This is a genomic window from Curtobacterium sp. MCSS17_015 (genome assembly GCF_003234265.2).
GTDB lineage: Bacteria > Actinomycetota > Actinomycetes > Actinomycetales > Microbacteriaceae > Curtobacterium.
In genome coordinates this window covers 870,396-893,319 of the sequence record NZ_CP126256.1, presented here as the reverse complement: position 1 = coordinate 893,319, position 22,924 = coordinate 870,396, and the positions used below count along the sequence as shown (strand labels likewise).

The 22,924-nt window shown below is 72.9% G+C and carries 13 protein-coding genes, 1 tRNA gene and 1 pseudogene; 5 read left to right on the top strand and 10 right to left on the bottom strand.

What is annotated here, in order from left to right; genetic code table 11:
• Positions 1-1,047, bottom strand: a complete 1,047-nt coding sequence (locus DEJ18_RS04180) for a glycosyltransferase family 2 protein (RefSeq protein ID WP_111209650.1) — start codon at positions 1,045-1,047, stop codon at positions 1-3.
• A gap of 173 nt (positions 1,048-1,220) precedes the next feature.
• The gene (locus DEJ18_RS04175; protein ID WP_111209649.1) at positions 1,221-3,089 is read right to left on the bottom strand and encodes a S1C family serine protease; all 1,869 of its coding nucleotides are present in this window, start codon (positions 3,087-3,089) and stop codon (positions 1,221-1,223) included.
• A gap of 217 nt (positions 3,090-3,306) precedes the next feature.
• Between DEJ18_RS04175 and DEJ18_RS04170 the strand changes: the two genes are divergently transcribed.
• Positions 3,307-4,521: an aminotransferase class I/II-fold pyridoxal phosphate-dependent enzyme gene (locus DEJ18_RS04170; protein ID WP_111209648.1), complete on the top strand. Its 1,215-nt coding sequence runs from the start codon at positions 3,307-3,309 to the stop codon at positions 4,519-4,521.
• On the opposite strand, the gene DEJ18_RS04165 is transcribed toward DEJ18_RS04170, so the two are convergent.
• The 4 genes from DEJ18_RS04165 to DEJ18_RS04150 all read right to left on the bottom strand — a co-directional run bounded on the left by DEJ18_RS04165 (position 4,497) and on the right by DEJ18_RS04150 (position 9,932).
• Positions 4,497-5,312 (bottom strand): carbon-nitrogen hydrolase family protein, encoded by an 816-nt coding sequence (locus tag DEJ18_RS04165; protein ID WP_111209647.1) that lies wholly within the window; start codon positions 5,310-5,312, stop codon positions 4,497-4,499. The two genes, DEJ18_RS04170 and DEJ18_RS04165, sit on opposite strands and share 25 nt — an antisense overlap.
• A gap of 132 nt (positions 5,313-5,444) precedes the next feature.
• Positions 5,445-5,521, bottom strand: a tRNA-Met gene (locus DEJ18_RS04160).
• A gap of 63 nt (positions 5,522-5,584) precedes the next feature.
• Positions 5,585-8,629, bottom strand: a complete 3,045-nt coding sequence (locus DEJ18_RS04155) for a UPF0182 family membrane protein (RefSeq protein WP_181431106.1) — start codon at positions 8,627-8,629, stop codon at positions 5,585-5,587.
• Positions 8,630-8,822: 193 nt separating this feature from the next.
• A complete protein-coding gene (locus DEJ18_RS04150; RefSeq protein WP_111209646.1) occupies positions 8,823-9,932 on the bottom strand; it encodes a YlbL family protein in 1,110 nt (369 codons plus the stop codon).
• A 102-nt stretch (positions 9,933-10,034) separates the two neighbouring features.
• Between DEJ18_RS04150 and DEJ18_RS04145 the strand changes: the two genes are divergently transcribed.
• Together DEJ18_RS04145 and DEJ18_RS15905 are read left to right on the top strand one after the other, a co-directional pair.
• Positions 10,035-11,474, top strand: coding sequence for a zinc-dependent metalloprotease (locus tag DEJ18_RS04145; RefSeq protein ID WP_111209645.1), 1,440 nt, complete (start codon positions 10,035-10,037; stop codon positions 11,472-11,474).
• Positions 11,475-11,603: 129 nt separating this feature from the next.
• Positions 11,604-12,359, top strand: a pseudogene (locus tag DEJ18_RS15905) (hypothetical protein); the annotation flags it as partial.
• Here DEJ18_RS15905 and DEJ18_RS04135 read toward each other — a convergent pair.
• Together DEJ18_RS04135 and nudC are read right to left on the bottom strand one after the other, a co-directional pair.
• Entirely contained in the window at positions 12,352-14,097 is a 1,746-nt protein-coding gene (locus tag DEJ18_RS04135) for an ATP-dependent helicase (RefSeq protein WP_181434119.1), read from the bottom strand. The pseudogene DEJ18_RS15905 and the gene DEJ18_RS04135 overlap by 8 nt on opposite strands.
• A complete protein-coding gene (gene nudC / locus DEJ18_RS04130; RefSeq protein WP_111209642.1) occupies positions 14,094-15,029 on the bottom strand; it encodes an NAD(+) diphosphatase in 936 nt (311 codons plus the stop codon). Before nudC ends, DEJ18_RS04135 begins: the two co-directional genes overlap by 4 nt.
• Before the next feature lie 81 nt (positions 15,030-15,110).
• Between nudC and DEJ18_RS04125 the strand changes: the two genes are divergently transcribed.
• A complete protein-coding gene (locus DEJ18_RS04125; protein ID WP_111209735.1) occupies positions 15,111-16,109 on the top strand; it encodes a phosphotransferase in 999 nt (332 codons plus the stop codon).
• Between the two features lie 34 nt (positions 16,110-16,143).
• On the opposite strand, the gene DEJ18_RS04120 is transcribed toward DEJ18_RS04125, so the two are convergent.
• Together DEJ18_RS04120 and DEJ18_RS04115 are read right to left on the bottom strand one after the other, a co-directional pair.
• Positions 16,144-19,422 carry an ATP-dependent DNA helicase gene (locus DEJ18_RS04120; protein ID WP_258376845.1) on the bottom strand — a complete coding sequence of 1,093 codons (3,279 nt, stop codon included), beginning with the start codon at positions 19,420-19,422 and terminating at the stop codon, positions 16,144-16,146.
• Positions 19,419-22,574 (bottom strand): UrvD/REP family ATP-dependent DNA helicase, encoded by a 3,156-nt coding sequence (locus DEJ18_RS04115; RefSeq protein ID WP_111209641.1) that lies wholly within the window; start codon positions 22,572-22,574, stop codon positions 19,419-19,421. Before DEJ18_RS04115 ends, DEJ18_RS04120 begins: the two co-directional genes overlap by 4 nt.
• Before the next feature lie 119 nt (positions 22,575-22,693).
• On the opposite strand from DEJ18_RS04115, the gene DEJ18_RS04110 reads away from it, so the two are divergent.
• Positions 22,694-22,918, top strand: a complete 225-nt coding sequence (locus DEJ18_RS04110; RefSeq protein WP_111081023.1) for a DUF3107 domain-containing protein — start codon at positions 22,694-22,696, stop codon at positions 22,916-22,918.
• The last annotated feature ends 6 nt before the right edge of the window (positions 22,919-22,924 follow it).

The following is a 22,924-nucleotide window of genomic DNA, read 5'->3' as shown; positions in this document are numbered from 1 at the left end:
TCACCGTCCCGTGTGCGTGGTCAGATCGGAGGTCCGGGTGAGGAACCCGATGATGAAGCCGACGCCCCAGCCGACGTGGATGCACGGCAGCACGACGAGCAACCACGCCCGGGTCGCCGGATCCGATCGTCGCGACACCGCGAGCGCGCCGACGACGACGAAGAGCAGGTAGGTCGCCGGGATCGCGAAGCCGGTCAGTGCCCACGCGAGCGGGCCGCCGAGCAGCGCTCCGACGACGCCGACGAGACCGGCGACGAGGCCGAGTGCGACGGCGACGACCATGAGCGGCGGGACGAAGTAGCGCAGGCCGTTGCCGGCGGGGAACCGCCGGGCCAGCTCACCGCGCCACAGCCCGGTCGCGACGAACTGCCGCACCAGGCGGCGCAGGCTCGGTCGGGGCCGGTAGGTGACGACGAGCTCCGGGGTGAACCACACGGTGCCGCCGGTGGTCCGCAGCCGTCGGTTGAGCTCCCAGTCCTGGCCGCGCTTGATGCCCTCGTCGAAGAGCCCGACGGCGAACAGCCGCTCGCGCCGGAACACCCCGAGGTAGGCCGTCTCGGCCGGACCGGCCTGCCCGCCGACGTGGTGCGGCGTGCCGCCGAGGCCCACCCGGCTGCCGTAGGCCAGCGCGACGGCCTTCTCGAACGGCGTGCGGCCCTCGGCACGCATGATGCCGCCGACGTTGTCCGCTCCGGACTCCTGCAGGGTCCGGACGGCGATCCGCGTGTAGTCCTGCGGCAGGACGCTGTGCGCGTCGACGCGCACCACGATCGGGTGTTCGGAGGCCCGGATCGCCACGTTGAGACCGGCGGGCGTCGAGCCGACGGGGTTGTCGACCGCACGGATCCGCGGGTCGGCGGCGCTCATCTCGGCGACGAGTTCGTTCGTGCCGTCGATCGAGGGCCCGAGGGCGAGGATCACCTCGAAGGGACCCTGGTAGTCCTGCTCGAGCAGACTGCCCACCGCCGCGCGGACCTCGGTCACCTCGTTGAGCACGGGCATGACGTAGGAGACACCCGGCAGGGCCTGTCCGTCGTCGTGCTGCATGTGATCCTCGGGGTCCGGCGGGCGCGGCACGGCCCGCCTGGGCCGCCTCGCAGAGCGGACCCGAGCCTATCAAGCACCTGCGGCACCCACCTGGCCGCACCCCGCGTGCCCGACGGACGGACGGGAGGCTCCCCACCACCTGGTGGGGAGCCTCCCGTCCGGAATGTGCCGGGTCAGTTCGAGCTGTCGTACGTGCCGAGTTCCACGTCCGCCGTGCGGGTCTGCCCGTCGCGGACGTAGGTGACCTTGGTCGTCGCGCCTCCGGCGTAGAAGCGGACCTGGGCGGTGAGGTCGGTCGCGTCGGCGATCGAGGCGTCGCCGAGCTTGGTCACGACGTCGCCCTTCTGCAGACCGGCCTCGGCGGCCGCGCCGCCCGAGGTCACCGACTTGATGAGCGCGCCGACCTGCGAGGCGTTCGCGTCCTCGGTCGCGTCACCGACCGACGCGCCGAGCAGACCGTGGGTGGCCTTGCCGTTCTCGACGATCTCGGTCGCGACGCGCTTGACCAGGTTCGACGGGATCGAGAAGCCCACGCCGATGCTGCCGGCCTGCGAGCTGGACGAGTCCGAGCTGCCGGCACTGGCGATCGCGACGTTGATCCCGATGAGCGCGCCCTTGTCGTCGAGGAGCGCACCACCCGAGTTGCCGGGGTTGATCGATGCGTCGGTCTGGATCACGGGCAGCGAAACGGTCGTGCTGGCCCCGGAACTACTGCCGTTGTCGCCGTTGCCCCAGAAGTCGAACGGGCCGTTGCCGTTGTTGCCCTGGCCCTCGTTCGTGTCGCCACCGGCGTTCGGGTCGCTCGACGTGACCTGGATGCTTCGGTTCAGGGTCGAGACGATGCCGTCCGTGACGGTGTTCGACAGGCCGAGCGGGGCACCGATCGCGACCGCCGTGTCACCCACGTTGAGCTTCGACGAGTCGGCGAAGTCGATCGGGGTGAGGTCGGGCGCGTCGATCTTGACCACCGCGAGGTCCACCGTCGGGTCGGTGCCGACGAGCGTGCCCTTGTAGACCTTGCCGTTCGAGGTCGTCACCGAGATCGTGCCGTTCGCGCTGTCACCGTCGAGGGTCACCACGTGCGTGTTCGTGACGATGTACCCCTCCTTGTTCAGCACGACGCCCGACCCGGTGCCGGCCTCGCTGCTCGCGGAGACGTTGATCGTGACGACCGACGGGGTGGCCTTGGCGGCGACCGCGGTCACGACGGTGGCGGAGTCGTAGTCGTTGACGGTGAGGTTGCCGCCGCTCTGCGAGGTGCCCGAGCCGCCCACCACCGTGCCGCCGTCGGAGGCCGCACCGGCGGCCCAGCCGGCGCCGCCGCCGACGAGACCGGCGATCACCGCGGCCGCGACGAGCGGCAGGACGAGCCGGTTCTTCCCGGAGCGTTCACGTGTGGCGGTACCGGCCGACGCCGGGGCACCGCTGAAGTAGTGGCCGTTCGCACGCTGCTGGTCGGCTGCCTCGCCGAACGCGCTCGTCGCCGAGGTCGGACGCTGCTCGGAGGACCGGGCCGGAGCGGACGCGGCGGAGTACTCGCCGTACTGCGGGCGGTCCTGGCCGTACTGGCCCTGCCCGTACTGGCCGTACTGGCCGTACTCGCTCTGCTGGCCGTACTGGCCGTACTGGCCCTGGCCGTACTCGCTCTGCTGGCCGTACTGGCCCTGCTGGCCGTACTGGCCCTGGCCGTACTGGCCCTGGCCGTACTGGCTCTGCTGGCCGTACTGGCCCTGGCCGTACTGGTCCTGCCCGTACTGCGTGCCCTGGCCGTACTGGCCCTGCTGCGCGTACTGGCCGTACTGGCCGTACTCGGCGGTCGGCGCGGATCCACCGTCCGCGGTCGGGTACGGCGCGGTGGAGCGGTCGGTGCGGTGGTCCGAGGCGGCAGCGAACTGCTCGGTCTCCTGCGCCGGAGTCGTCCCCACCACGTCCGTGTCGTCGGCGCCGTGGTGCCCGTGACGGGCCCCGTTCGACTCGTCCGGACCGGTGGTCTCGTCGCGACGGTCGTCGTCGCCGTGCCCGTGGGGCGTGGTGTCGCTCATGCTGGACGTGCTCCTTCCAAAGCTCCTGCAGTCTTCCCCACCGACCTGGGCGGTCGTGATGGCGCAGCTGCGAGCTGACCAAGCCGATCGTATGCGTCAGCTGTGTGGAGGTTCCGGACGACTGTCCACCGGAGGCGACGGGAGGCGGACGCTAGGTTGGGGTGCGACGCGCGCCGAGCCTCCCGGTCGGTGCCCGGGAGGCTGAGAGGGGTCGCACATGCGGCAGACCGGTCCGTGGCTCCGAGCCGCCGAAGGCGCCATGCTGCTCGGGCCCGACGGGGTGCCGGCACCCACCGTGTTCGCGGAGATGAGCGCGCTCGCCGCCGCGACGGGAGCGATCAACCTGGGACAGGGGTTCCCCGACGAGGACGGGCCGGCCGAGGTCCTCGAGGCCGCGGTCCAGGCCATCCGCGCCGGCGCCAACCAGTACCCGCCGGGCCGCGGGACACCGGACCTGCGCGCCGCCGTCGCCGAGCACCAGGCACGCTGGTACGGGCTCGTCGTCGACCCTGACCGCGAGGTCCTCGTCACCGCCGGGGCCACCGAGGCGCTGGCAGCGACCCTGCTGGCCCTCGTGGAGCCGGGCGACGAGGTCGTGACGTTCGAGCCCTTCTACGACGCGTACGGCGCGCTCATCCGACTCACCGGCGCGGAGCACGTCACCGTCCCGCTTCGGGCGCCCGACTTCCTGCCCGCCGAAGCGGACCTCCGCGCGGCGTTCTCGGACCGCACCCGGGTCGTCCTCGTGAACACCCCGCACAACCCGACCGGACGGGTGTTGCCGGTGGAGGTCCTCCGCACCGTCGTCGAGCTGGCCGAACGGCACGATGCCGTGATCGTCACCGACGAGGTCTACGAGCACCTGGCCTTCGCAGGGTCGCACGTCCCGCCCGCAGCGCTCCCGGGGGCACGGGACCGCACGGTGTCGATCTCGAGCGCCGGCAAGACCTTCAACACCACGGGCTGGAAGATCGGCTGGCTCACGGCTCCGGCGGCACTGGTCGAGGCCATCACGACGGTCAAGCAGTACCTGACCTTCGTCAACGGGGCGCCCTTCCAACCGGCCGTCGCGACCGGTCTGCGGCTGCCCGACGCGGTCTTCACCGGGATCGCCACCGAGCTCGGGGCGAAGCAGGAGATCCTGGCCACGGGGCTGGCCGAGGCGGGGTTCGGGGTGCTCCGCCCGGATGCGGGCTACTTCGTCATCGCGGACGCCGCCCCGCTCGGACACGACGACGCCCGAGCGCTCTGCCTCGAGCTGCCCCGACTGGCCGGCGTCGTCGGTGTCCCGGTGTCGGCCTTCGTCCGGCCCGAGCACGTCGCCGGGTACCGGTCGCTGATCCGCTTCGCGTTCTGCAAACGACGGACGGTGCTCGAGGAGGCCGTGTCCCGTCTGACGGGAGTCGCTCAGTCGCGGGGAACGACCGCGTAGCGACGCAGCGACAGCGACGGGTTCACCCCGCGCACCCGGCGCGTGACGGCAGTGTCGACGGTCACGACGAGCAGGCCGGGCTCCGCACCGAGTGCTGCCACCGCCGTGCCGCTCGGGTCGAGCGCCACCGAGCCGCCGATCCCGGTCGGCGGTGCCTGCCCGACGCCGACCACCCAGACGGTGTTCTCGATCGCCCGAGCGGTCAACAGCGTCCGCCAGTGGTGCTCCTTGCCCGGACCGCGCACCCACTCGGCCGGGAGGACGACGACGTCCGCAGCACCGTCCTCGGCTCCGGCCAGGCGGCGGGTGACCTCCGGGAACCGCAGGTCGTAGCAGGTCTCGAGTCCGACCCGGACGCCGCCGACCTCGATGACGGGCAGCTGTGCCGGGTCGCCCGGCTCGATGCGGTCGGACTCGCGCGAGCCGAAGGCGTCGTAGAGGTGCACCTTCCGGTACGTGCTCAAGAGTGAGCCGTCGGGAGCGACGGCCACGAGGGTGTTCCGGAACCGGTCGGGTGTCTCCCCCGCCTCGGCGACGCCGACGACGAGTGCGACCCCGGTGCTGCGGGCGATGCGCCGGAGCCCGGTGACGAACGGACCGTCGAGCGGTTCGGCGGCTGCGACGAAGCGGTCGTCGATCTCCGGGGTGAAGTACGACGTGTACTCGGGCGTGACCAGCAGCTGGGCGCCCCGGGCCACGGCGTCCACCGCGGCTGCCCGGACGGTCTCGAGGTTGGCCGCGGTGTCGTCGACCGGAGCGAACTGCGCCGAGGCGATGGTCAGTGTCGTCACGGTGCCAGGCTACGGGAGGCCCGGTGCCCGGCGGCACCGGGCCTCCCGTCGCGTCCGAGCGGCACGGGACGCACCGGCCCGCGAACGCCAAGAAGCCCCGGTCCGTCAGGACCGGGGCTTCTCGTGTCGCGTTGGTTGCGGGGGCAGGATTTGAACCTACGACCTCTGGGTTATGAGCCCAGCGAGCTACCGAACTGCTCCACCCCGCGGCACATGGAAAACACTACACGGGTTCGGGCGGGGTGCCAAATCGAGCACCCCGCCCGCCCGGATCAGCCGTCGGAGCCGCTACCGCCCTGCGCTGCGATGGCGGCCTCGATGGCCTCCTGCAGTCGCTTGTCGGCCTCGGCCGCGGCGACCAGGTCGTTGTCGGCGTACGCCTGCTCACGAGCCCGGAGCGCCTCGTCGGCCTCGGACAGCGCCTGCTGCAGGTCCGGGCTCGCGCTGCCGGCGGACGAGCCGCCGGTCGCGCCGCCCGTGGCCCCGCCGGTCGAGCTGCCGCCCGTCGACGTGTCCGAACCGTCGTCGTCCGTCCCGGAGTCCGGCGTGCCCGCGGCGGCCTCGGAGTCACCCGCGGCAGCCCCGGAGTTGCCGCCGAAGAGCTCGTCGAGCGCCTGGTCGAGGGTGTCCTCGAAGGCGATCTTGTCGCCGAACGCCACGAGCACCTTCTGCAGCAGCGGGTACGACCCGCTCGACGTCGACTGCACGTACACCGGCTGCACGTAGAGGAACCCACCGCCGACCGGCAGCGTCAGCAGGTTGCCCTGCTTGACGGTGCTGTTGCCGCGCTTGAGGATGTTGAGCTCCTGCGAGACGGTCGGGTCCGAGTTGAACAGGTTCTGCACCTGCGACGGGCCGGGGATGCTGTCGGTCTTCGGGATTGTCAGCAGCGTGAGCTTGCCGTAGCCCTCGCCCTTCTTGCCCTCGCCGGCCCCGCTGGCGTCCGAACCGACGGCCAGGTACCCCGTCAGCACGTTCCGCGCGTTCGACGACGAGTTCTGCTTCGGGATGTAGGTGCTGTACAGCGAGTACGCCGTGCCCGCGCCCGGCACCTTCATCGTCAGGTAGTACGGGTCCTGCTGGTCCGGGTCGGTGGCGGTGGTCTGCGTCCCGAGCGCGTTCGTGGTGTTCGCGTTCGTCCCGGTGGTCGTGCCCGCCGAGTCGGCGTCCCCCGCGCTGGTCGAGGTCGAGGTCGGGTCGACCGGCGTCGTCCACGCGTCGTCGCCCGAGTAGAACGAGTTGGCGTTGGTGACGTGGTAGGTGCCGAGGATGCTCCGCTGGACCTTGAACAGGTCGGTCGGGTAGCGGACGTGGGCCAGCAGGTCGGCGCTCATCGCGGAGACCGGCTCGAGCGAGGTCGGGAAGACCTTCTGCCACGTCTTCAGCACCGGGTCCTTCGTGTCCCAGGCGTAGAGCGTGACCTTGCCCGTGTACGCGTCGACCGTGGCCTTGACCGAGTTCCGGATGTAGTTCACCTGGTCGGTCCGGAAGCTGCCGGAGTCGGTGCCGTTGATGCTGTCCGTCATGCTCTGGCTCTGCGAGTACGGGTACGCGTTGCTCGTCGTGTAGCCGTCGACGACCCACTGGATGCGGTTGTCGACGATCGCCGGGTAGGCGTCGCTGTCGAGCTTCAGGTACGGGGCGACCTTCTGGACACGCTGCACCGGGTCGCGGTCGTACAGGATCTGCGAGTCGGCGTTCACGGCGTTCGACAGCAGGATCTGCTCGGACTGGAACTTCGCCGCGTAGACCAGGCGGTTGAAGAAGTTCCCGATGGTGGGGCCGCCGTCCGCCGCGTACGTCGTGGTGGCGTTGCCGTCGTTGTCGTCCGAGCCCGACGGGTAGTCGAGTTCGACGTCCTTCGTGCCCTCGGGCGCACCGACGATCGAGTACGCCGGCGAGTTCTCGCCGAAGTACACGCGCGGCTGGTACTTGCCCAGGGCGTCACCGGACGGGATGCCCGACTCGATGAACACCGGCTTGCCGTCGGTCGCGCGCTGGTTGCCGTAGGCCGCGACGACGCCGTAGCCGTGCGTGTAGACGAAGGTCCGGTTGTACTGCGTGGCCGAGGCGCCGAGCCCGTCGAGGTCGATGTCGCGCACTGCCAGCACGGTGTCCTCGGTCTTGCCGTCCACCTGGTACCGGTCGACGTCGAGCTGGTCCGGGAACTTGTAGTACTGCCGGTACTGCTGGAGCTGGCTGTACGTGTCCGCGACGATCTTCGGGTCGATGATGCGGATGTTCGCGGTGGTCTGGGCGTCCTCGGACAGCGCGCCGGTCGTCGCCGTGGTGGTGGCGTCGTAGTCCTGCTCCTGCACGTCGGCCACGTTGTAGGCGTCGCGCGTGGCGTCGATGTTCCGCTGGATGAAGGCGGACTCGAACGACCGCTCGCTCGGGGCGACCTGCAGGCGCTGGACGATCCACGGGTAGATGCCGCCGATGACGATGGCGGACACCAGGAGCAGGCCGGTGCCGATGATGGACACGCGCCAACGGCCGATGACCGCCGTCACGATGAACAGGATCGCCACGATCGCCGCGATGCCGGCCATGATCTCGCGGCCCGGGATGGTGGCGTTCACCTCGGTGTACTGGGCACCGGTGATGAGCGAGTTGTCCTTGGTGAGCGCCGCGTACTGGTCGAGCCAGAGACTGGCGGCCTGCAGGGCGATGTACAGCCCGGCCGTGACGGCGAGCTGGATGCGCGCGGCCTTCGAGATGCGGACGTCGCGCCCGCCGAACCGGATCGCGCCGTACAGGTAGGTCGCGGCCAGGGCCGCGAGGCCGGCGATGAGCACGACCGCCGACGAGTAGGCCACGAGGGCGCGCCAGAACGGCAGCTCGAAGACGTAGAACCCGATGTCGAGCCCGAACTGCGGGTCGGTCTTGCCGAACGGCGTGCGGTTGAAGTACTCGAGGACCATGCTCCAGCGCGGTGCCGTGGCGAGCCCGGCGAAGACGCCGAGGACCGCGGGGATGCCGAGCATCACGACGCGACGGAGCGGCTCGATGACCTGCTGGTACCGGTCGAGCTGCGAGTTGAGCTTCGCGTAGACCGGACGGAACCGGAAGGCGAGCGCGATGCTCACCCAGACCGGGATCGCCATGCCCAGGAAGCCGGCGACGAACATGGCCGTCCCGGCGAGCCACCGGGTGGTCAGGACGCGCTCGAACCCGAGCTGCGCGAACCACGCGTAGTCGGTGTACAGGCTGGCGAAGATGAAGAAGCCGATCACCAGTGCGGCCAGCACGATGATCGTGACCACGATCGGGACACGCGGCGAGCGCCGTCCCGCGGTGGACGAGGTGTTCGTCACTTGTTGTGCTCCAGACGTGTCGGACCGGCGGCGCCGGCAGGCCGAGCCGTCAGTGCTGACGATCCTATTCGTCCTGACCGACAGTCAACCTGTGCCGCGTCTCAGGAACGCGCTCCGGGCCTCCCGTCCGTGCCGTGCGGCGCCCCGGCACGACGCCCTGGAGGCCCGTCCGCCGTCCGCCCCGCAGCCCCCGTCAGGCCGTGCAGCGCTCGAGACCGGCCGTGCTCCGGCCCGCCGCGAGCGTCTCGAGGTCCGTCACCGCCTGGTCGAGGGTCGAGACCGCGTACACGTCGAGTCCGTCCGGAACGTGCCCGACGACCTCGTCGCAGTTCTCCTGTGGCGCGAGGAACACGGTCGCGCCCGCGGCCTGGGCCCCGTAGAGCTTCTGTCGGATGCCGCCGATCGGGCCGACGTCGCCTGCGGCGGTGATCGTGCCGGTGCCCGCGACGTGCTTGCCGCCGTTCAGCTCGCCCGGCGTGATCTCGTCGATGATCCCGAGGGCGAACATCATGCCGGCCGAGGGTCCGCCGACGTCCTGCAGCTCGATGTCGACCTCGAAGGGGAAGTCGTAGCGCTCGACCACGCCGACGCCGAGGAGCGCTGTGCCCTGCTCGGACCGGGGGGTGACCGAGAGCTCCCTGGTGGCTCCGTCGCGCTCGACCGTGACCGTGGCGGGCGAGCCGGTGCCGTGCCGCGCGACGAGTTCCCGGAGGGCCGTGGCGTCGGAGTTCGTCGTGAGCGAGGTGCCGTCGAACGCCGTGACGATGTCCCCGGTGCGGATGACCCCGTCGGCGGGCGACCCCTCCTGCACGGTGCCGACCTCGAGCTCGCTCGGGATCTCGAACCCCTGCTCGACGAGGGCCGCGGCGACGGCGGACTGCTGCGAGTTCGTCATGTCGGCGGCGTCCTGCTCGTTCACCTGCTCGGTCGTGCGCCCCGGCGGGTAGATCGCACTGGCGGGCACCACGGCCTGCGACTTCGTGAACAGGGCCCGGATGACACTCGTCCACGGCGGCCGCTCCGTCGCCGTGCCCTGCACGCTGACGGTGAGCATGTCGAGCGCACCGGAGGTCGGGTAGGTGCGGTGCCCGTCGATCTGGATGAGCTCGACGTCCTTCGCGTCCTCGCCCGTCCCCTGCCGCTGCGTGCCGATCGTGTTGAACACCGGACCGGGCATCTCGATCACGTAGGGGCTCGGCAGCAGGCTCGCGACGACCGCCAGCACGAGGGCGCCGATGACGAAGGCCCAGCCGATGGTCCGTGATCGCGAGCGACGGCGTGGGGCGGGGGCGAAGAGGGTCACACGGGTCCTTCCGGGGGCTGTTCGCCCACGGCGCAGCCGGACGGGCGGATGCCCGGGCCGGTCCCAGGTCCGGGCCCGCGGGCAGCGGTTAGCGTAGTCGGCATGCCTGATGAACCGCAGCCGGGGCCGGACGACGACTTCCAGGAGATGCTCCGCAAGCTCCTCTCCGGCGAGGGCCAGATCGACCCGTCGCAGCTCGCCGGCGCCGCCGGCCTGCCGAACGACCCGGCCTTCGTCGCGAACCTGATGAGCCAGCTCCAGCGGGCCGCGCAGAACGGCGGCGACGGCATCGACTTCACCGTGACGGCCGAGCGCGCCGCCGCGATCGCCCGCGAGGGTGAACAGCCGCTCGACCCCGCCACCGCCCAGGCCGCAGCGCAGGCCTTCCAGGTCGCCGCACTCTGGCTCGACGAGGTGACGACCGTCGCGGAGCTCACCTCGACGCCGAGCGTCTACACCCGCGAGCAGTGGGCGAAGGCGACGGCACCCGTGTGGTCGCAGATCGCCGAGCCCGTCGCGTCGAGCATCGCGACCGCCCTCACCGAGGCGATCGACCAGCGCGCGCCCGAGGAGCTGAAGCTCATGCTCGGCGACGTCTCGAAGGCCATGCGCGGGGTCGGTGGCGCGCTCTTCGCGATCCAGCTCGGCCAGGTCGTCGGACAGCTCGCGAAGGAGGTCGTGTCCGGCGGTGACGTCGGCGTGCCGCTCCTCGACGAGCAGGTCGCCGCGCTCGTGCCGCAGAACGTCGCCGAGTTCGCCGACGGCCTGGACGTCCCCGCCGACGAGGTCCGGATCTACCTGGCCGTCCGCGAGCTCGCACACGCCCGGCTGTTCCGCTCGGCTCGCTGGCTGCGTCTGCACATCATCTCGTCGATCACGGAGTACGCGAAGGGCGTCCACATCCCGTTCGACCGCGTCGAGGAGTCGCTGTCCGGGATCGACCCGACCGACCAGGAGCAGTTGCGCGACGCACTGGCCTCCGGAGCGCTCATCCCGCCGCGGACGCCGGAGCAGGACGCCGCCCTCGCCCGACTCGAGACGATGCTCGCGCTCGTCGAGGGCTGGGTCGACACCGTCACTGCCGCCGCGACCGCCCGACTCCCCCGCTCCGGTGCGATCGCCGAGATGGTCCGGCGTCGCCGTGCCGCCGGCGGCCCCGCCGAGTCCGCCTTCGCGACACTGGTCGGCCTCGAGCTGCGGCCGCGTCGTCTGCGCGAGGCGGCGGCGATGTGGCAGCGGGTCACCGACGAGCTCGGCGCCGGGGAGCGCGACGCGCTCTGGGCCGCGTTCGACCTGGTGCCCGGCTCCGACGACATCGACGCCCCGGAGGCCCTGGTCGCCCGACTCCGCGACCCGTCGCAGACGCCGGAGGACGACGCGTTCGACCGCGCGCTCGAGGACCTGCTCAACGACGCGACGGACGACCGCCCGCACGAGGACGAGGACGGCGGCATCGACGGCCCCGGCAGTGGCCCGACGGACGGGTCCGCCGACGGTGGTCCTGGCGACGGCGGCCCGGCCGACGGCGGTCCGCGGCACTAGTCGACCACGCCGGTGGTGTGGCCGGGAGGTGCGACCCGCCTCCTGTCCACACCGCCCGACCCAGCCGGCTTGTCCACAGATCGGCCGTCTCCGTACCACCTCCGGCGCCGGATGCACCAGCGTTGACCCATGGGCATCCGCATCGATCCGGCCCTCGAGTTCGTCTGGCGCGATCCCTGCACCGTCCAGCTCGGGGTCGACCCGCCGCGCTCCGTGGTGCCGGTCCCGACGACGGCCGAGGAACGCTTCCTCTGCGCACTCCGCCGTGAGACCGGTCGGGATGCCATGTCGGGCGTCGCCCAGAGCGTCGGGTGTGCGCCGGCGGTCGCCGCCCGGCTGCTCGGTGACGCGGCCCCCGCTGTGGTCGACATCCGCCCGGAACCGACCGCCCGGGTCGAGGTCTCCGGCACCGGTCCGCTCGCGCAGGAACTCGACCGGATGCTCACCGGTGACGGGGTGACGGTCGTCCGGACGTCCGCTCCTCGGGGCGGTCCGGTGCCCGAGCCCGAGCCGCCGCCGGTGCTCGCCGTCCTCGTGGCCGACCACGTGACGGACCCGGCGGTCCGCGCCGCGTGGTGTCGCCGGTCGGTGCCGCACCTGCCGGTGGTGGTGGGCGACGGCCGGGTCCGCGTCGGTCCGTTCCTCGTGCCGGGCGCGGGGCCGTGCCTCCAGTGCGTCGAGCTCGAACGCACCGACGCCGATCCGGCCTGGCCGGCGATCGCCGCACAGGTGTGGGGCCGACCGGCGGCCGCGCTGTCGCCCTACCGTGCGGCGACGATCGCCACGACGGTGACCCGTCTGGTGCTCGAGCGCCTCCCCCTCGTGGCGCAGTACCCGGACGCGCAGCAGCTGCTGGTCGACCGGACGGACCTGTCGGTCACGGTCCGGCGGGTCGCTCCGCATCCGCGGTGTGCGTGCCGAGGGCTGCCAGGAACCGGCTCGCCACCCGGGCCCCGCCCCGTGTGGAGCCCTGCGCGGACCACGTCATGGTCAGGGAACGACGGGCACGGGTGATGCCGACGTAGAACAGCCGTCGTTCCTCGTCGATGCCCTCGTCGGTCGTCGCGTACGAGATCGGGAGCAGCCCCTCGGCGACGCCGGCCAGCACCACGTGCGGCCACTCCAGGCCCTTCGACGAGTGCAGCGTCGCGAGGGTGACGGCGTCGAGTTCCGGCTCGTGGTGGGTCGCGGCACGGTCGACCAGGTCGGCCGTGAACTGCTGCATGGTCGTCCCGGCCGGCGCGGCCTCGGCGAGCTGCATGATCGCCTGCAGCGCCTCCCACTGCTCGCGGACGGCGCCGGTGCCCTCCGGAGCGGTGCGGGTCCAGCCGCTGATCTGCAACACGAGCTCCACCCGGCGCAGGAGCTCGTCGTCCGTCTGCCGGACCGCCTCCCCGCGCATGTGGTGGACGGCGAGCTTGACCTCGGGTCGGTCGAAGAAGCGCTTGCCGCCCTGCACCCGGTACGGGATCCCGTTGCGGCCGAGCGCCGACTCGATCGCAGCGGACTGCGCGCCGACCCGGAACAGCACGGCGCAGTCGCCGTACGCGGCTCCGCCGTCGACGAGTTCCGTGATCCGCCTGGTGATCGTGGCGGCCTCGTCACCGTCGTGCGCGCACGCCAGCACGGTCGGGTCCGGACCCGACTCGGCCTGCTGCGCGACGAGGTCGAGCGCGCCCGGCTGCCCGCGCATCAGGGCGTTGGCGGCGTGCACGACCTCGCGCGTCGAGCGGTAGTTGCGTTCGAGCCGGAGCACCGACGCGCGCGGGAACTCGGAGCCGAACCCGAGCAGGTAGCGGCTGGACGCGCCGGTGAACGAGTAGATCGTCTGGCTGGCGTCGCCGACCACGCACAGGTCGTCCCGGCCGCCGAGCCAGGCGCGGAGCAGGTCGTGCTGCACGGGCGAGACGTCCTGGTACTCGTCCACCACGAAGAACCGGTACTGCTGCCGCACGTACGAGGCCACCCGGGGCTCGGACTCGACCATGCCGAGGGTCGCGAGGAGCACGTCCTCGAAGTCCATCTGCCGACGGTCGTCCTTCAGCCGCTCGTACGCGCGCATGAGGTCGACCACCCGGGACGGCGAGGTGTCGCGCGGCATCGTCCGTCCGGTCGCAGCGGACTCGTACTCGTCGTAGGTCAGGCGCTGCACCTTCCGCCACTCGACCTCGCCCGCCAGGTCGCGCAGCGTCGGGGTGTCGACCCGCAGGCCGATGGTGTCCGCGGCGTGCGCGATCATCCGGCCCTTGGACTCCACCAGCCCCGGGGCGTGCCCGCCGACGGTGTCCGGCCAGAAGTACCCCAGCTGGGACATCGCCGCGGCGTGGAACGTCCTGGCCTGCACCGCGCCGGCGCCGAGGGCACGCAGCCGGGACCGCAGCTCACCGGCCGCCCGGGTGGTGAAGGTCAGCGCGAGGACGTGGTTCGGCGAGTAGGTGCCGGTCGCGACGCCGTAGGCGATGCGGTGCGTGATCGCACGGGTCTTGCCGGTCCCCGCGCCGGCCAGGACGGCGACCGGACCGAGGAGCGTCCGGGCGACCGTCCGCTGCTCGGCGTCGAGCGCGGCGAGCAGGGCGTCGGGCGACGGGGTCGCCGGGTCGACGGCGCCGGGTGCGCCGGTCACGGCAGATCGAGCGGCCCGCCGTACCACTCCTCGATGATGACGCGGGCGATCGAGGTCCGGCCGGGCAGCAGGACGGTGTCACCGGCGTGCTCGCGGATCTCGTCGCGCGAGAACCAGCGGACGTCGATGATCTCCACGCCGTCCGGACGCGCGGTGGAGGGGTCGCCGTCGACGGCACGGGCGCGGAACCCGACCATCAGGGACGCCGGGAACGGCCACGGCTGCGACCCGAGGTACTCGGGCTCCTCGATCGCGACACCGGCCTCCTCGAAGACCTCGCGTCGGACGGCGTCCTCGAGGGACTCCCCCGGCTCGACGAACCCGGCGAGGAGCGAGTAGCGGTTCGCGTCCCACGCGGCGTTCGAGCCGAGCAGGATGCGGTCCTGGCCGTCCGTGATGCCGACGATGACCGCCGCGTCGGTGCGCGGGAAGTGCTGGTGGCCCTCGGGGTCGCGGCGGACCCACCCGCCGACGGTCGACTCGGTCGCCGAGCCGGTCCGCGGCGAGAACCCGTGCACGGCGTGCCAGTTCGCCATCGCGACGGCCTCGACCGCGAGCCCCTGGTCGCGGGCGGACAGTTCGGTGCCGAACATGCGGAGGTTCTCCCACGCCGCGGTGTCCGGTTCGATGCGGGCAGCGGCGTCGTCGTCGACGAGCGCGGCGACGAAGCGGGTGCCGGCCGGAGCGTCCGCGGCGTCGGCGATCGCCCGTCCGAGGTAGAGCAGCGTGGCGTCGTCGGGCACCTGCCCGGCGTCGACGAAGCGGAGCGTGCCGTCGCCGTTCCGGAGCATCGCACCACCGTGGACGGGCAGGAACCGGGTCGCCGGGTCGTCGCGCAGCACGCGGTCGAGGTCCGGCGTCGACCGGTACTCCGCGTCGCGGTCGAGCTCGTTGCGGGCGAGCGGCAGCCGGGCGGCGAACTCCACGGTCACACGGATCTCCTCGTGGTCGACACGTCCCGGGTCAGCGTGGCGCGCACCGATCGGATGCGCCGCGGACCTACCCTGATGGGCATGGCGGGATCGCAGTTCACTCTAGCCGCGTTGGCGACGACGGCCGTGCCCGGGCTCGTCCTGACCGGGACGCGCACGCTCGGCTCGGTGGCCGCCGGTGACTACGAGTCGGCGGTCGTCCGCGACGACGAGGGCCGGAGCTCGGCCATCCGCCGACCCCGGAACCAGCGCGCCGAGGCGCGTCAGTCCGCCGACCTCGTCGCGATCCGGGCCCTCAGCGCCGGGATCCGCACGCGCCTCCCGTTCGCCGTCCCGGAGTACCGCGGTCAGGCGCCGATCGGCTCGACCCGCGCGATCCTGACCTCGTACGTCGAGGGTGAGCACCCCGCGCTCCGTGACCTGACCGACCGCCCGGAGCTGGCCACCAGCGTCGGTCGTGCGGTCGCCGCACTCCACGTCCTGCCGACGAGCTTCGTCACGGACGCCGGCCTGCCCTCGTTGACGCCCTTCGAGGTGCTCCGCTCCGCCGTGTCCGTGATGGACCGCGCCGTCGCGACGAAGCTCGTGCCGGCCGCGCTCCAGGAGCGCTGGGAGGGTGCCGCCCGCGACCAGCAGCTCTGGCAGTTCACCCCCACCGTCGTGCACGGCTCGCTCGGCGTCGACTCGCTGCTCGTGCAGGGCGACGAGGTCACCGGTGTGCTCGGCTGGGGCGAACTCCGCCTCGGCGACCCGGCGAAGGACCTCGCCTGGGTGCTCGCCGGCCGTCGTGCGGCCTTCGACACCGTCCTCAGCGCCTACACCGCCGGTGGCGGCGGCCGTGACCGCCAGCTCGGCCAGCGCGCCCGCGTGCACCACGAACTCGAGACCGCGCAGTGGCTCCTGCACGGCGTGCAGGTGAAGAGCACCGAGGTCGTCGACGACGCGGTCGCGATGATGCACCGCCTTGCCGAAGCGGTGCACGCCCCCACCGCCGCTCCCCTGCAGGCGGTGTCGCCGGAGACCATGGAGATCGGCGAGGTCGAGCAGCTCCTGTCCTCCACCGAACGCCGGCACGGCTGACAGGGCCTCGTCGGGCCCGGACGCTCGGCGCGGTTCAGCCGATCGCCTCGCGCCAGGCGCGCTCCAGCCCGGCACGGTCGAGCAGTGACGTCGGTCGGACCTCGAGGTCGTCCGCGACGAAGTAGAACACCGCGTCGACGTCCTCGATCGGACGCCCGGTGAACTCGGCGTACGCGACCCGGTAGAGCGCGAGCTGCAACTGCCGACGATCGAGGTCGTCCGCTCCGGTCGGGGCCCCGCCGGTCTTCCAGTCGACGACCTCGATGCGACCGTCGATCTCGTACACGGCGTCGAGCTTGCACACGACGCTGTGCCCGAGGAACGGGATGTGGATCTCCCGCTCGACCTCGAGGGGGGTCAGGCCGGCCCACCGCGAACGGGCGAAGGTGTCCTGGAAGGCGGCCAGGCGCCGGGCGTCGTCGTCGGTCACCGCGAGGTCGCCGTCGACGGCGGGCGCGGTCTCGCCGAGGTCGAGGTCGAGCTCGCCGTCCCACGCGTCGAGACCGCCGTCCCACCCACCGAGCGGCGCCACGGCACCTCCACCACGAGCACGCTGCTCGACCCACTGGTGGAACAGCGTGCCGAGGCGGGTCGCACGGTAGGGCCGTTCCGGCATCGGGCGGCGCAACCGCTCCGCGACCCGGTCGGGCTCACCGAGGTAGTCCTTGAACCCGGACGCCGGCACGCGGTGCGGGACGGCCACCGCGTGCGTGGCCGATCGCGACGCCCGTCGTTCCGCGAGCAACAGGTCGATGTCGGCGGCGTGGCGACCGGCGGCTCCGGGGTTGGCGTTGCGCACGCGCTCAGCGGCCGCGAGCACCCGTGGCCCCCGCGAGCCGAACGGCACGTGGGGCCAGGTCTGCGACGCCCCCTGGTCGCCGAGCGGGTTCGACTCGTGCGCGGAGCCCTCCGGGATCCGGTCGGCCGGCAGCACCCCGGCGTCGACGAGGTCGTGCAGGTACCGGCTCGGAGCCGTGGGCTTCACGCCCGTCGACCATGACGACCCGGTCACGAGCAGCTCGTGCTTGGCGCGGGTGAGTGCGACGTACGTCAACCGACGCTCCTCGTCCTCGTTCCGCGCCTTGACCTCGTCCTTGAACGCGTCGATCGCGTCGACGACGTCCTTCTGGGTCTCCTGCCCGCGCCAGGCGAGGCGCGGCAGCTCCTCGGCGTCACCGCGGAACTCGTACGGCAGACGGCCGAAGCCGAGCCAGCCCGTCGAGCCCTCCTGCGGACGCGCCGGCAGGGCGCCCTCCACCATCCGGGGCACGGCGACGGCGTCCCACTCCAGGCCCTTCGACCCGTGGATCGTCAGGATCTGGACCGTGCCGCCCTCGGGCTCCTCGGACCGCGGGCCCATGTCGTCACGACGAGCGGCCGCGTCGATCCAACCGAGGAACGCGCCGAGGTCGGCGCGGTCGTCCGTCTGCACGAACCCGCTCAGCTCGTCGACGAAGGCGTCGAGGTACGCCGAGCCGCCCTGCTCGTGTGCGGCGACCTCGATGTCGAGCCGCATCTCCTGCACGACGAGGGTGACGAAGTCGACCAGGTCACCGCCGGCCCGCGCGCGGAGCGAGGCCAGCTGGGCACCGAGGGCACGCATCCGCTCGCGCCCGGTCGGGCTGATGTCGGCCAGCGCGGAGTGGTCGTCCGGGGCGGTCGTGACGAAGTCGAGGGCGTCGACCACGGAGCCCTGCTCCCCCGCGGCGACGGAGGCCCGGAACGCCGCCGTGACGTCGTCGTCGAGGCGCCGGTGCGTGTGGTCGCGCCCGAACAACCAGCGGGCGAGGCCGTGCAGGGCGACGACGTCCGCGGCGCCGACCCGCCACCGGGCCCCGGCGAGCAACCGGATGAGGTCGTTGCCGGCGGCCGGGTCGTGGAGCACGCGGAGGCACGCGACCAGGTCGACGATCTCCGGCCGCTGCAGCAGTCCGCCGGTGCCGAGCACGTGGTACGGCACCGCCCGGGCCGCGAGGGCCGCGGTGAAGGCCGCCAGGTCCTTCCGCGCGCGCAGCAGGAGCGCCATCGACCCACCGGGGTTCCGTGCGCGGTGGTCCGCGAACCAGGCGGCGACCGCATCGGCCTCTTCCGGCAGGGTCTCCGGGAAGACGACGGCGACGGTGCCGCGGTCGGCTCCCGGCCGGGGTGCGAGCTGCTCGACCCGGACCTCGGACGCGGCCGAGAGCGGGTGCACGACCGCGTTCGCGGCGGCGAGCACGTCGACGGGGTTCCGCCAACTCGTCGACAGGGCGTACGTCACGACGGGTCCGGCGGCCGGCTCGCCGAAGTCCGCCGGGAAGCGGGCGAGGTTCGCGGCGCTCGCACCGCGGAACCCGTAGATGGACTGGTGCGGGTCCCCGACCGCCATCACCGGGTGGTCCCGGAACAGCCGAGCGAGGAACCGCGTCTGCACGACCGACGTGTCCTGGTACTCGTCGAGGAGCACCACCGCGAAGCGTGCGCGCAGGTCGGTGGCCACCCGGGGGGCTGCGTCGGCCGCGGCGAGCGCCAGGGCGATCTGGTCGGAGAACTCGACGAAGCCGCGGTCCACCTTCTGCCGGCGGAACTCCTCCACGAGGTCGGCGAGCGGCTCGAGCGACCCGATCGCGGCGACGGCGTCGGTGACGGCCCGGTACGGCGTGCCCCGGCTCGACCCGGGCAGTTCCAGCAGCTCCCCGAAGTCGATGGCGAAGCGTCGGAGGTCCGCCGGGTCGACGAGGTGCTCGGACGCGGCCCCGGCGAGCGCGACGACCGCCGCGGTGATGGTGTCGACGTTCCGGTCGAGGCCGGCCAGGCGGTCGTCCCGCGCGGCGACCACCACCCGGCGGGCGAGCTGCCAGGCGGAGGGTTCGGTGAGCACCTGGGACTCGCCGTCCCGGCCGACGAGCAGGGCGTTCTCGCGGAACACGGCGTTGGCGAACGCGTTGTACGTCGACACCGTCGGCGCGAGGAAGGCGTCGCCGGTCGGGATGAGTCCGGCGTCCTCGAGCGCGGCGATCCGGTCGTTGATGCGGACGCCGAGCTCACCCGCCGCCTTGCGGGTGAAGGTCAGACCGAGCACCTGGTCCGGCTGGACGTACCCGTTCGCGAGCAGCCAGACGACCCGGGAGGCCATCGTCTCGGTCTTCCCGCTGCCGGCCCCCGCGACGACGAGGGCGGGCGCGAGCGGTGACTCGATGACCGCGCGCTGCTGCTCGGTCGGTCGGGGCTTGCCGAGCGCGTCGGCGATCGCGTCGGCACCGACCCGCGGGAGCCGCTCCAGGGCGCTGTCGGTCGCGGGACCGTCCAGCGCCGTCGTCTCCTCCGCGCTCACCAGGTCACTTCGCCCACCACGTGGATCCGGCACTCGGTACCCGTCCGGGCGCGGTCGCAGTGGTCGTCGACGTTCGCCAGGAACGTCCGCCCCGCCATGCCGCGGGCGACGTCGTGCAACCGCTCGCGGTACGCCTCGCGGGACTCCGGGTCGAGTGCCCGTTGCGTCCGCTCGGAGTAGGCGTGCACGCCCTTCGGGTTCTGCACGAACACGAGCCGCGCGTCAGTGGTCTCCGAGCCCGCCGGGACGCCCTCGACCGCACCGTCGGCGACGGCGAGCTGGTAGGCGGCGAGCTGCGGGTGCCCAGGCATGTCGTTCTTCTCGCTCGGCATGGAACGTCCGGTCTTGAGGTCGACGATGCTGATCCGCCCGTCCGGGTCGACCTCGATGCGGTCGATGCTCCCCCGCACCCGGGCCGGGCCGGTCACGAGCGCGAACGACGACTCCGCGCCGAGCAGACGACGCCCCGCGCTCGCGAAGGTCCGCAGGTAGTCGCTGAGGCCCTCGATCATCCGCCGGGTCCGGGCGCGCTCGCGGTCGGCGATCCACGGCGACTCGAACGTCAGCTCGTCCCACCGGTCCTCGACGCGCTGCCACAGCGACTCGACGTCGACGTCGGTCGCGTGCTCCATGGCCTCGTGCACGATCGTCCCGATGCCCATCGCGGGGCTCGGGGCACCGCCGCCGAACGTCTGCGCGAACCAGTGCACCGGGCACTCCTCGAAGGTGCCGATGCGCGACGGCGACACCGACACGGTCGGCGGGACCGGCTCGTCGCCGCCGTCGGGCACGACCGGCTCGGCGTCCAGGTCGACGAGCGGCGCATCCGTCGTGGGCTCGGCCAGGCCGTACCAGTCGTCGGGCGACGCGCCGGGGACGTCCTCGGCGGCGAGTCGTGCGAGCGCCGAGGCGGCCTCGGAGTCGCCCGTGGCGACCACGCGGCGGCGCAGTGACCCGGCCAGTCCGCGCAGCGAGAGCGGGTGCGCCGACGGCTGCCGGTCCGGCGGCACCGGCACGAGCCGGACGAACGGTGACGGCGACTCGTCGTCGTTCGCCACGGTCGCGATGACGACCTGGGTCGTCGCCCGGGACACGGCACGGGCGAACAACCGCAGCTCGTCCCCGATGACCGCCGCCCGGTCGTCCGTCGGCGAGTGCGGGATCCCGGCGGCGGCACGGACCAACCCGTCCGGGTCGAGCAGGCTGCCGCGCACGCGGGTGTTCGGCCAGACACCGTCCTGGAGGCCCGTCACCACGACGACGTCGCACTCCAGTCCGACGGTGGCCGAGGGGGTCAGCACCCGGACGCGCCCGGCGGTCCGGTCCGGCCCGATCGAGTCCTCGGGGAGGTCGGCACCGAGGAGGTCGTCGATGAACACGCGCGCCGGGGCGTCCGGCGTCCGCTCGACGAAGCGCTTGGCGGCGGTGAAGAGCCCCACCACGGCGTCGAGGTGACGGTCCGCCTCGGCAGCACCGACACCGCCGGCGACCGACTGCGACCGCCAGACACCGGCGAGGCCGCTGCGTTCCCACAGCCCCCAGAGGATCTCCTCGATGCTCGCGCCGGTCTCGGCGTCGTGACGGGCGGTCACGAAGCTCGTCGCCAGCCGCGCGGCCCGTCGGGCGAAGGCGGCGTCGATCGTCGCGAGCCGTTCCGGGGCGCCGAGGGCGTCGACGAGGAGCTCGTCGGCCGTGCGGGTCCCGCCACCGGCCAGCTCCTCGCGCCGGAGCGCCAGACGGAGTCGGCGGATCGCCAGGGTGTCGAGCCCACCGAGCGGCCCCGTCGCGAAGGACGTCGCGAGTGCGGCGTCGAGCGGCACCACGCCGAGTGCGACGGCGGCCGCGTCGACGAGCGCCCGGGAGGCCGTCTCGTCGCGGGGACGGGTGGGCGCGGCTCCGGCGGTCGCGGGGACCTCGGCGACCGAGAGCGCCCGGACGAGTTCCGGGATCGCGGCGCCGCTGCGGGTGACGACGACCATCCGGTGCCACGGCACCCCGTCGAGCAGCCGGTGTTCGCGGAGACGTCTCGCCACCGCCGCCACCATCGCGGAACGGCTGGGGGCTTCCAGGTGCAGGACGGCGTCGGAGCGGCCACGGGCCTCCCGCGATGCGGCAGCGCGTTGCCGACCGGCGGCCGCGGTGCCGATGCGCCCCGTGACGCCGGTGACGAGGGACCGGATCGGGGCCGCGTGCCGGTGCACCGTGCCGAGCACGATCTCCTGCACGTGCTCGACGCCGAGGCGTGGACCGAGCCGTCCGAGCACGTCGGGGACCCCACCGCGGAAGGCGGATGCGGCGATGTCCGGGTCCCCGAACGCCACGACCTGCACGCCGGAGCGGGCGAGCGCACCGAGCAGGGCGATCTCGCCCTCGACGAGTTCCTGGACGTCGTCGACGACCACCAGGCGCAGTGCGGCCACCGCGGGCGGGAGGTCGCCGCGGAGCACCGCGGCGGTCGCGAAGGCAACGAGTTCGGCCGCGTCGAGGTTCGTCGCACGGAACGCGGTCACGGTGGCGCGGTACTCGTCGACGAGGTCGCCCACCGCACGCCACTCGGGGTGGCCCGTCTCGTCGCCGAGCTCGCGCATGTCGTCGGGTTCGATGCCGGCGGCGACCGCCCGCATCATGAGGTCGCGGAGGGCCGTGCGGAAGCCGGCGCGCTCCCGCACCACCGCGGTGATCGGGGCCGGCCAGTCCGGGCCGGTGCCGTCGAGCTCGTGGCCGGCGAGGAGGTCGGCGAGGATGCGGTCCTGCTCACCACCGGTCAGGAGGGTCGGCGCCTCCTGCCCCTGCACGGTCGCCGCGTGCGCCACGACCTGGAAGGCCAGGGAGTTCACGGTGCGGGCGAGCGCTCCCGGCGTGACCCGGTCCACGGCGGCGGCGAGCCGGTCGCGGAGGGCGGTGGCGGCCACGCGCGCCGAGGTCAGCGCCAGGACGGTCGCGTTGCCCGCGGCGTCGACGGCGTCGGGACGGGCGAAGCGGTCGGCCACCAGACGCGTGAGCGTGCTCGTCTTGCCCGTGCCCGGGGCACCGGACACCGCCGCGTGCACCCCGTCCGGCAGTGCCAGGACGGCCTGCTGGCCGGGGTCCGCCACGAGCGCGCGCGTGACCGTGCCGAGGTCCGGCGCGGGCGTCAGGGTGGTCGGTGGCACGGTCGTACGGTACCGAGCGCGGCCGACATCCTGTGCCGCCCGCGCCGGGTGCCGGGCGGGGTGTGCGCCCGCGGCGAACGAGCCGGGCGGGCAGGGGGCGCTCGACTACGCTGAGCTTCGTGGACATCAAGATCGGCATCATCAACAGCCCGCGTGAGATCGGTTTCGAGACGGCGCAGTCCGCCGACGAGATCGAGACCGCCGTCTCCGAGGCCCTCGCCTCCCAGGCGACGCACCTGTCACTCAAGGACGACAAGGGCCGCCGGTTCATCGTGCCGGTCGCTGCTCTCGCGTACGTCGAGGTGGGCTCGGAAGAGTCGCGCCGCATCGGCTTCGTCGCCTGACGCTCC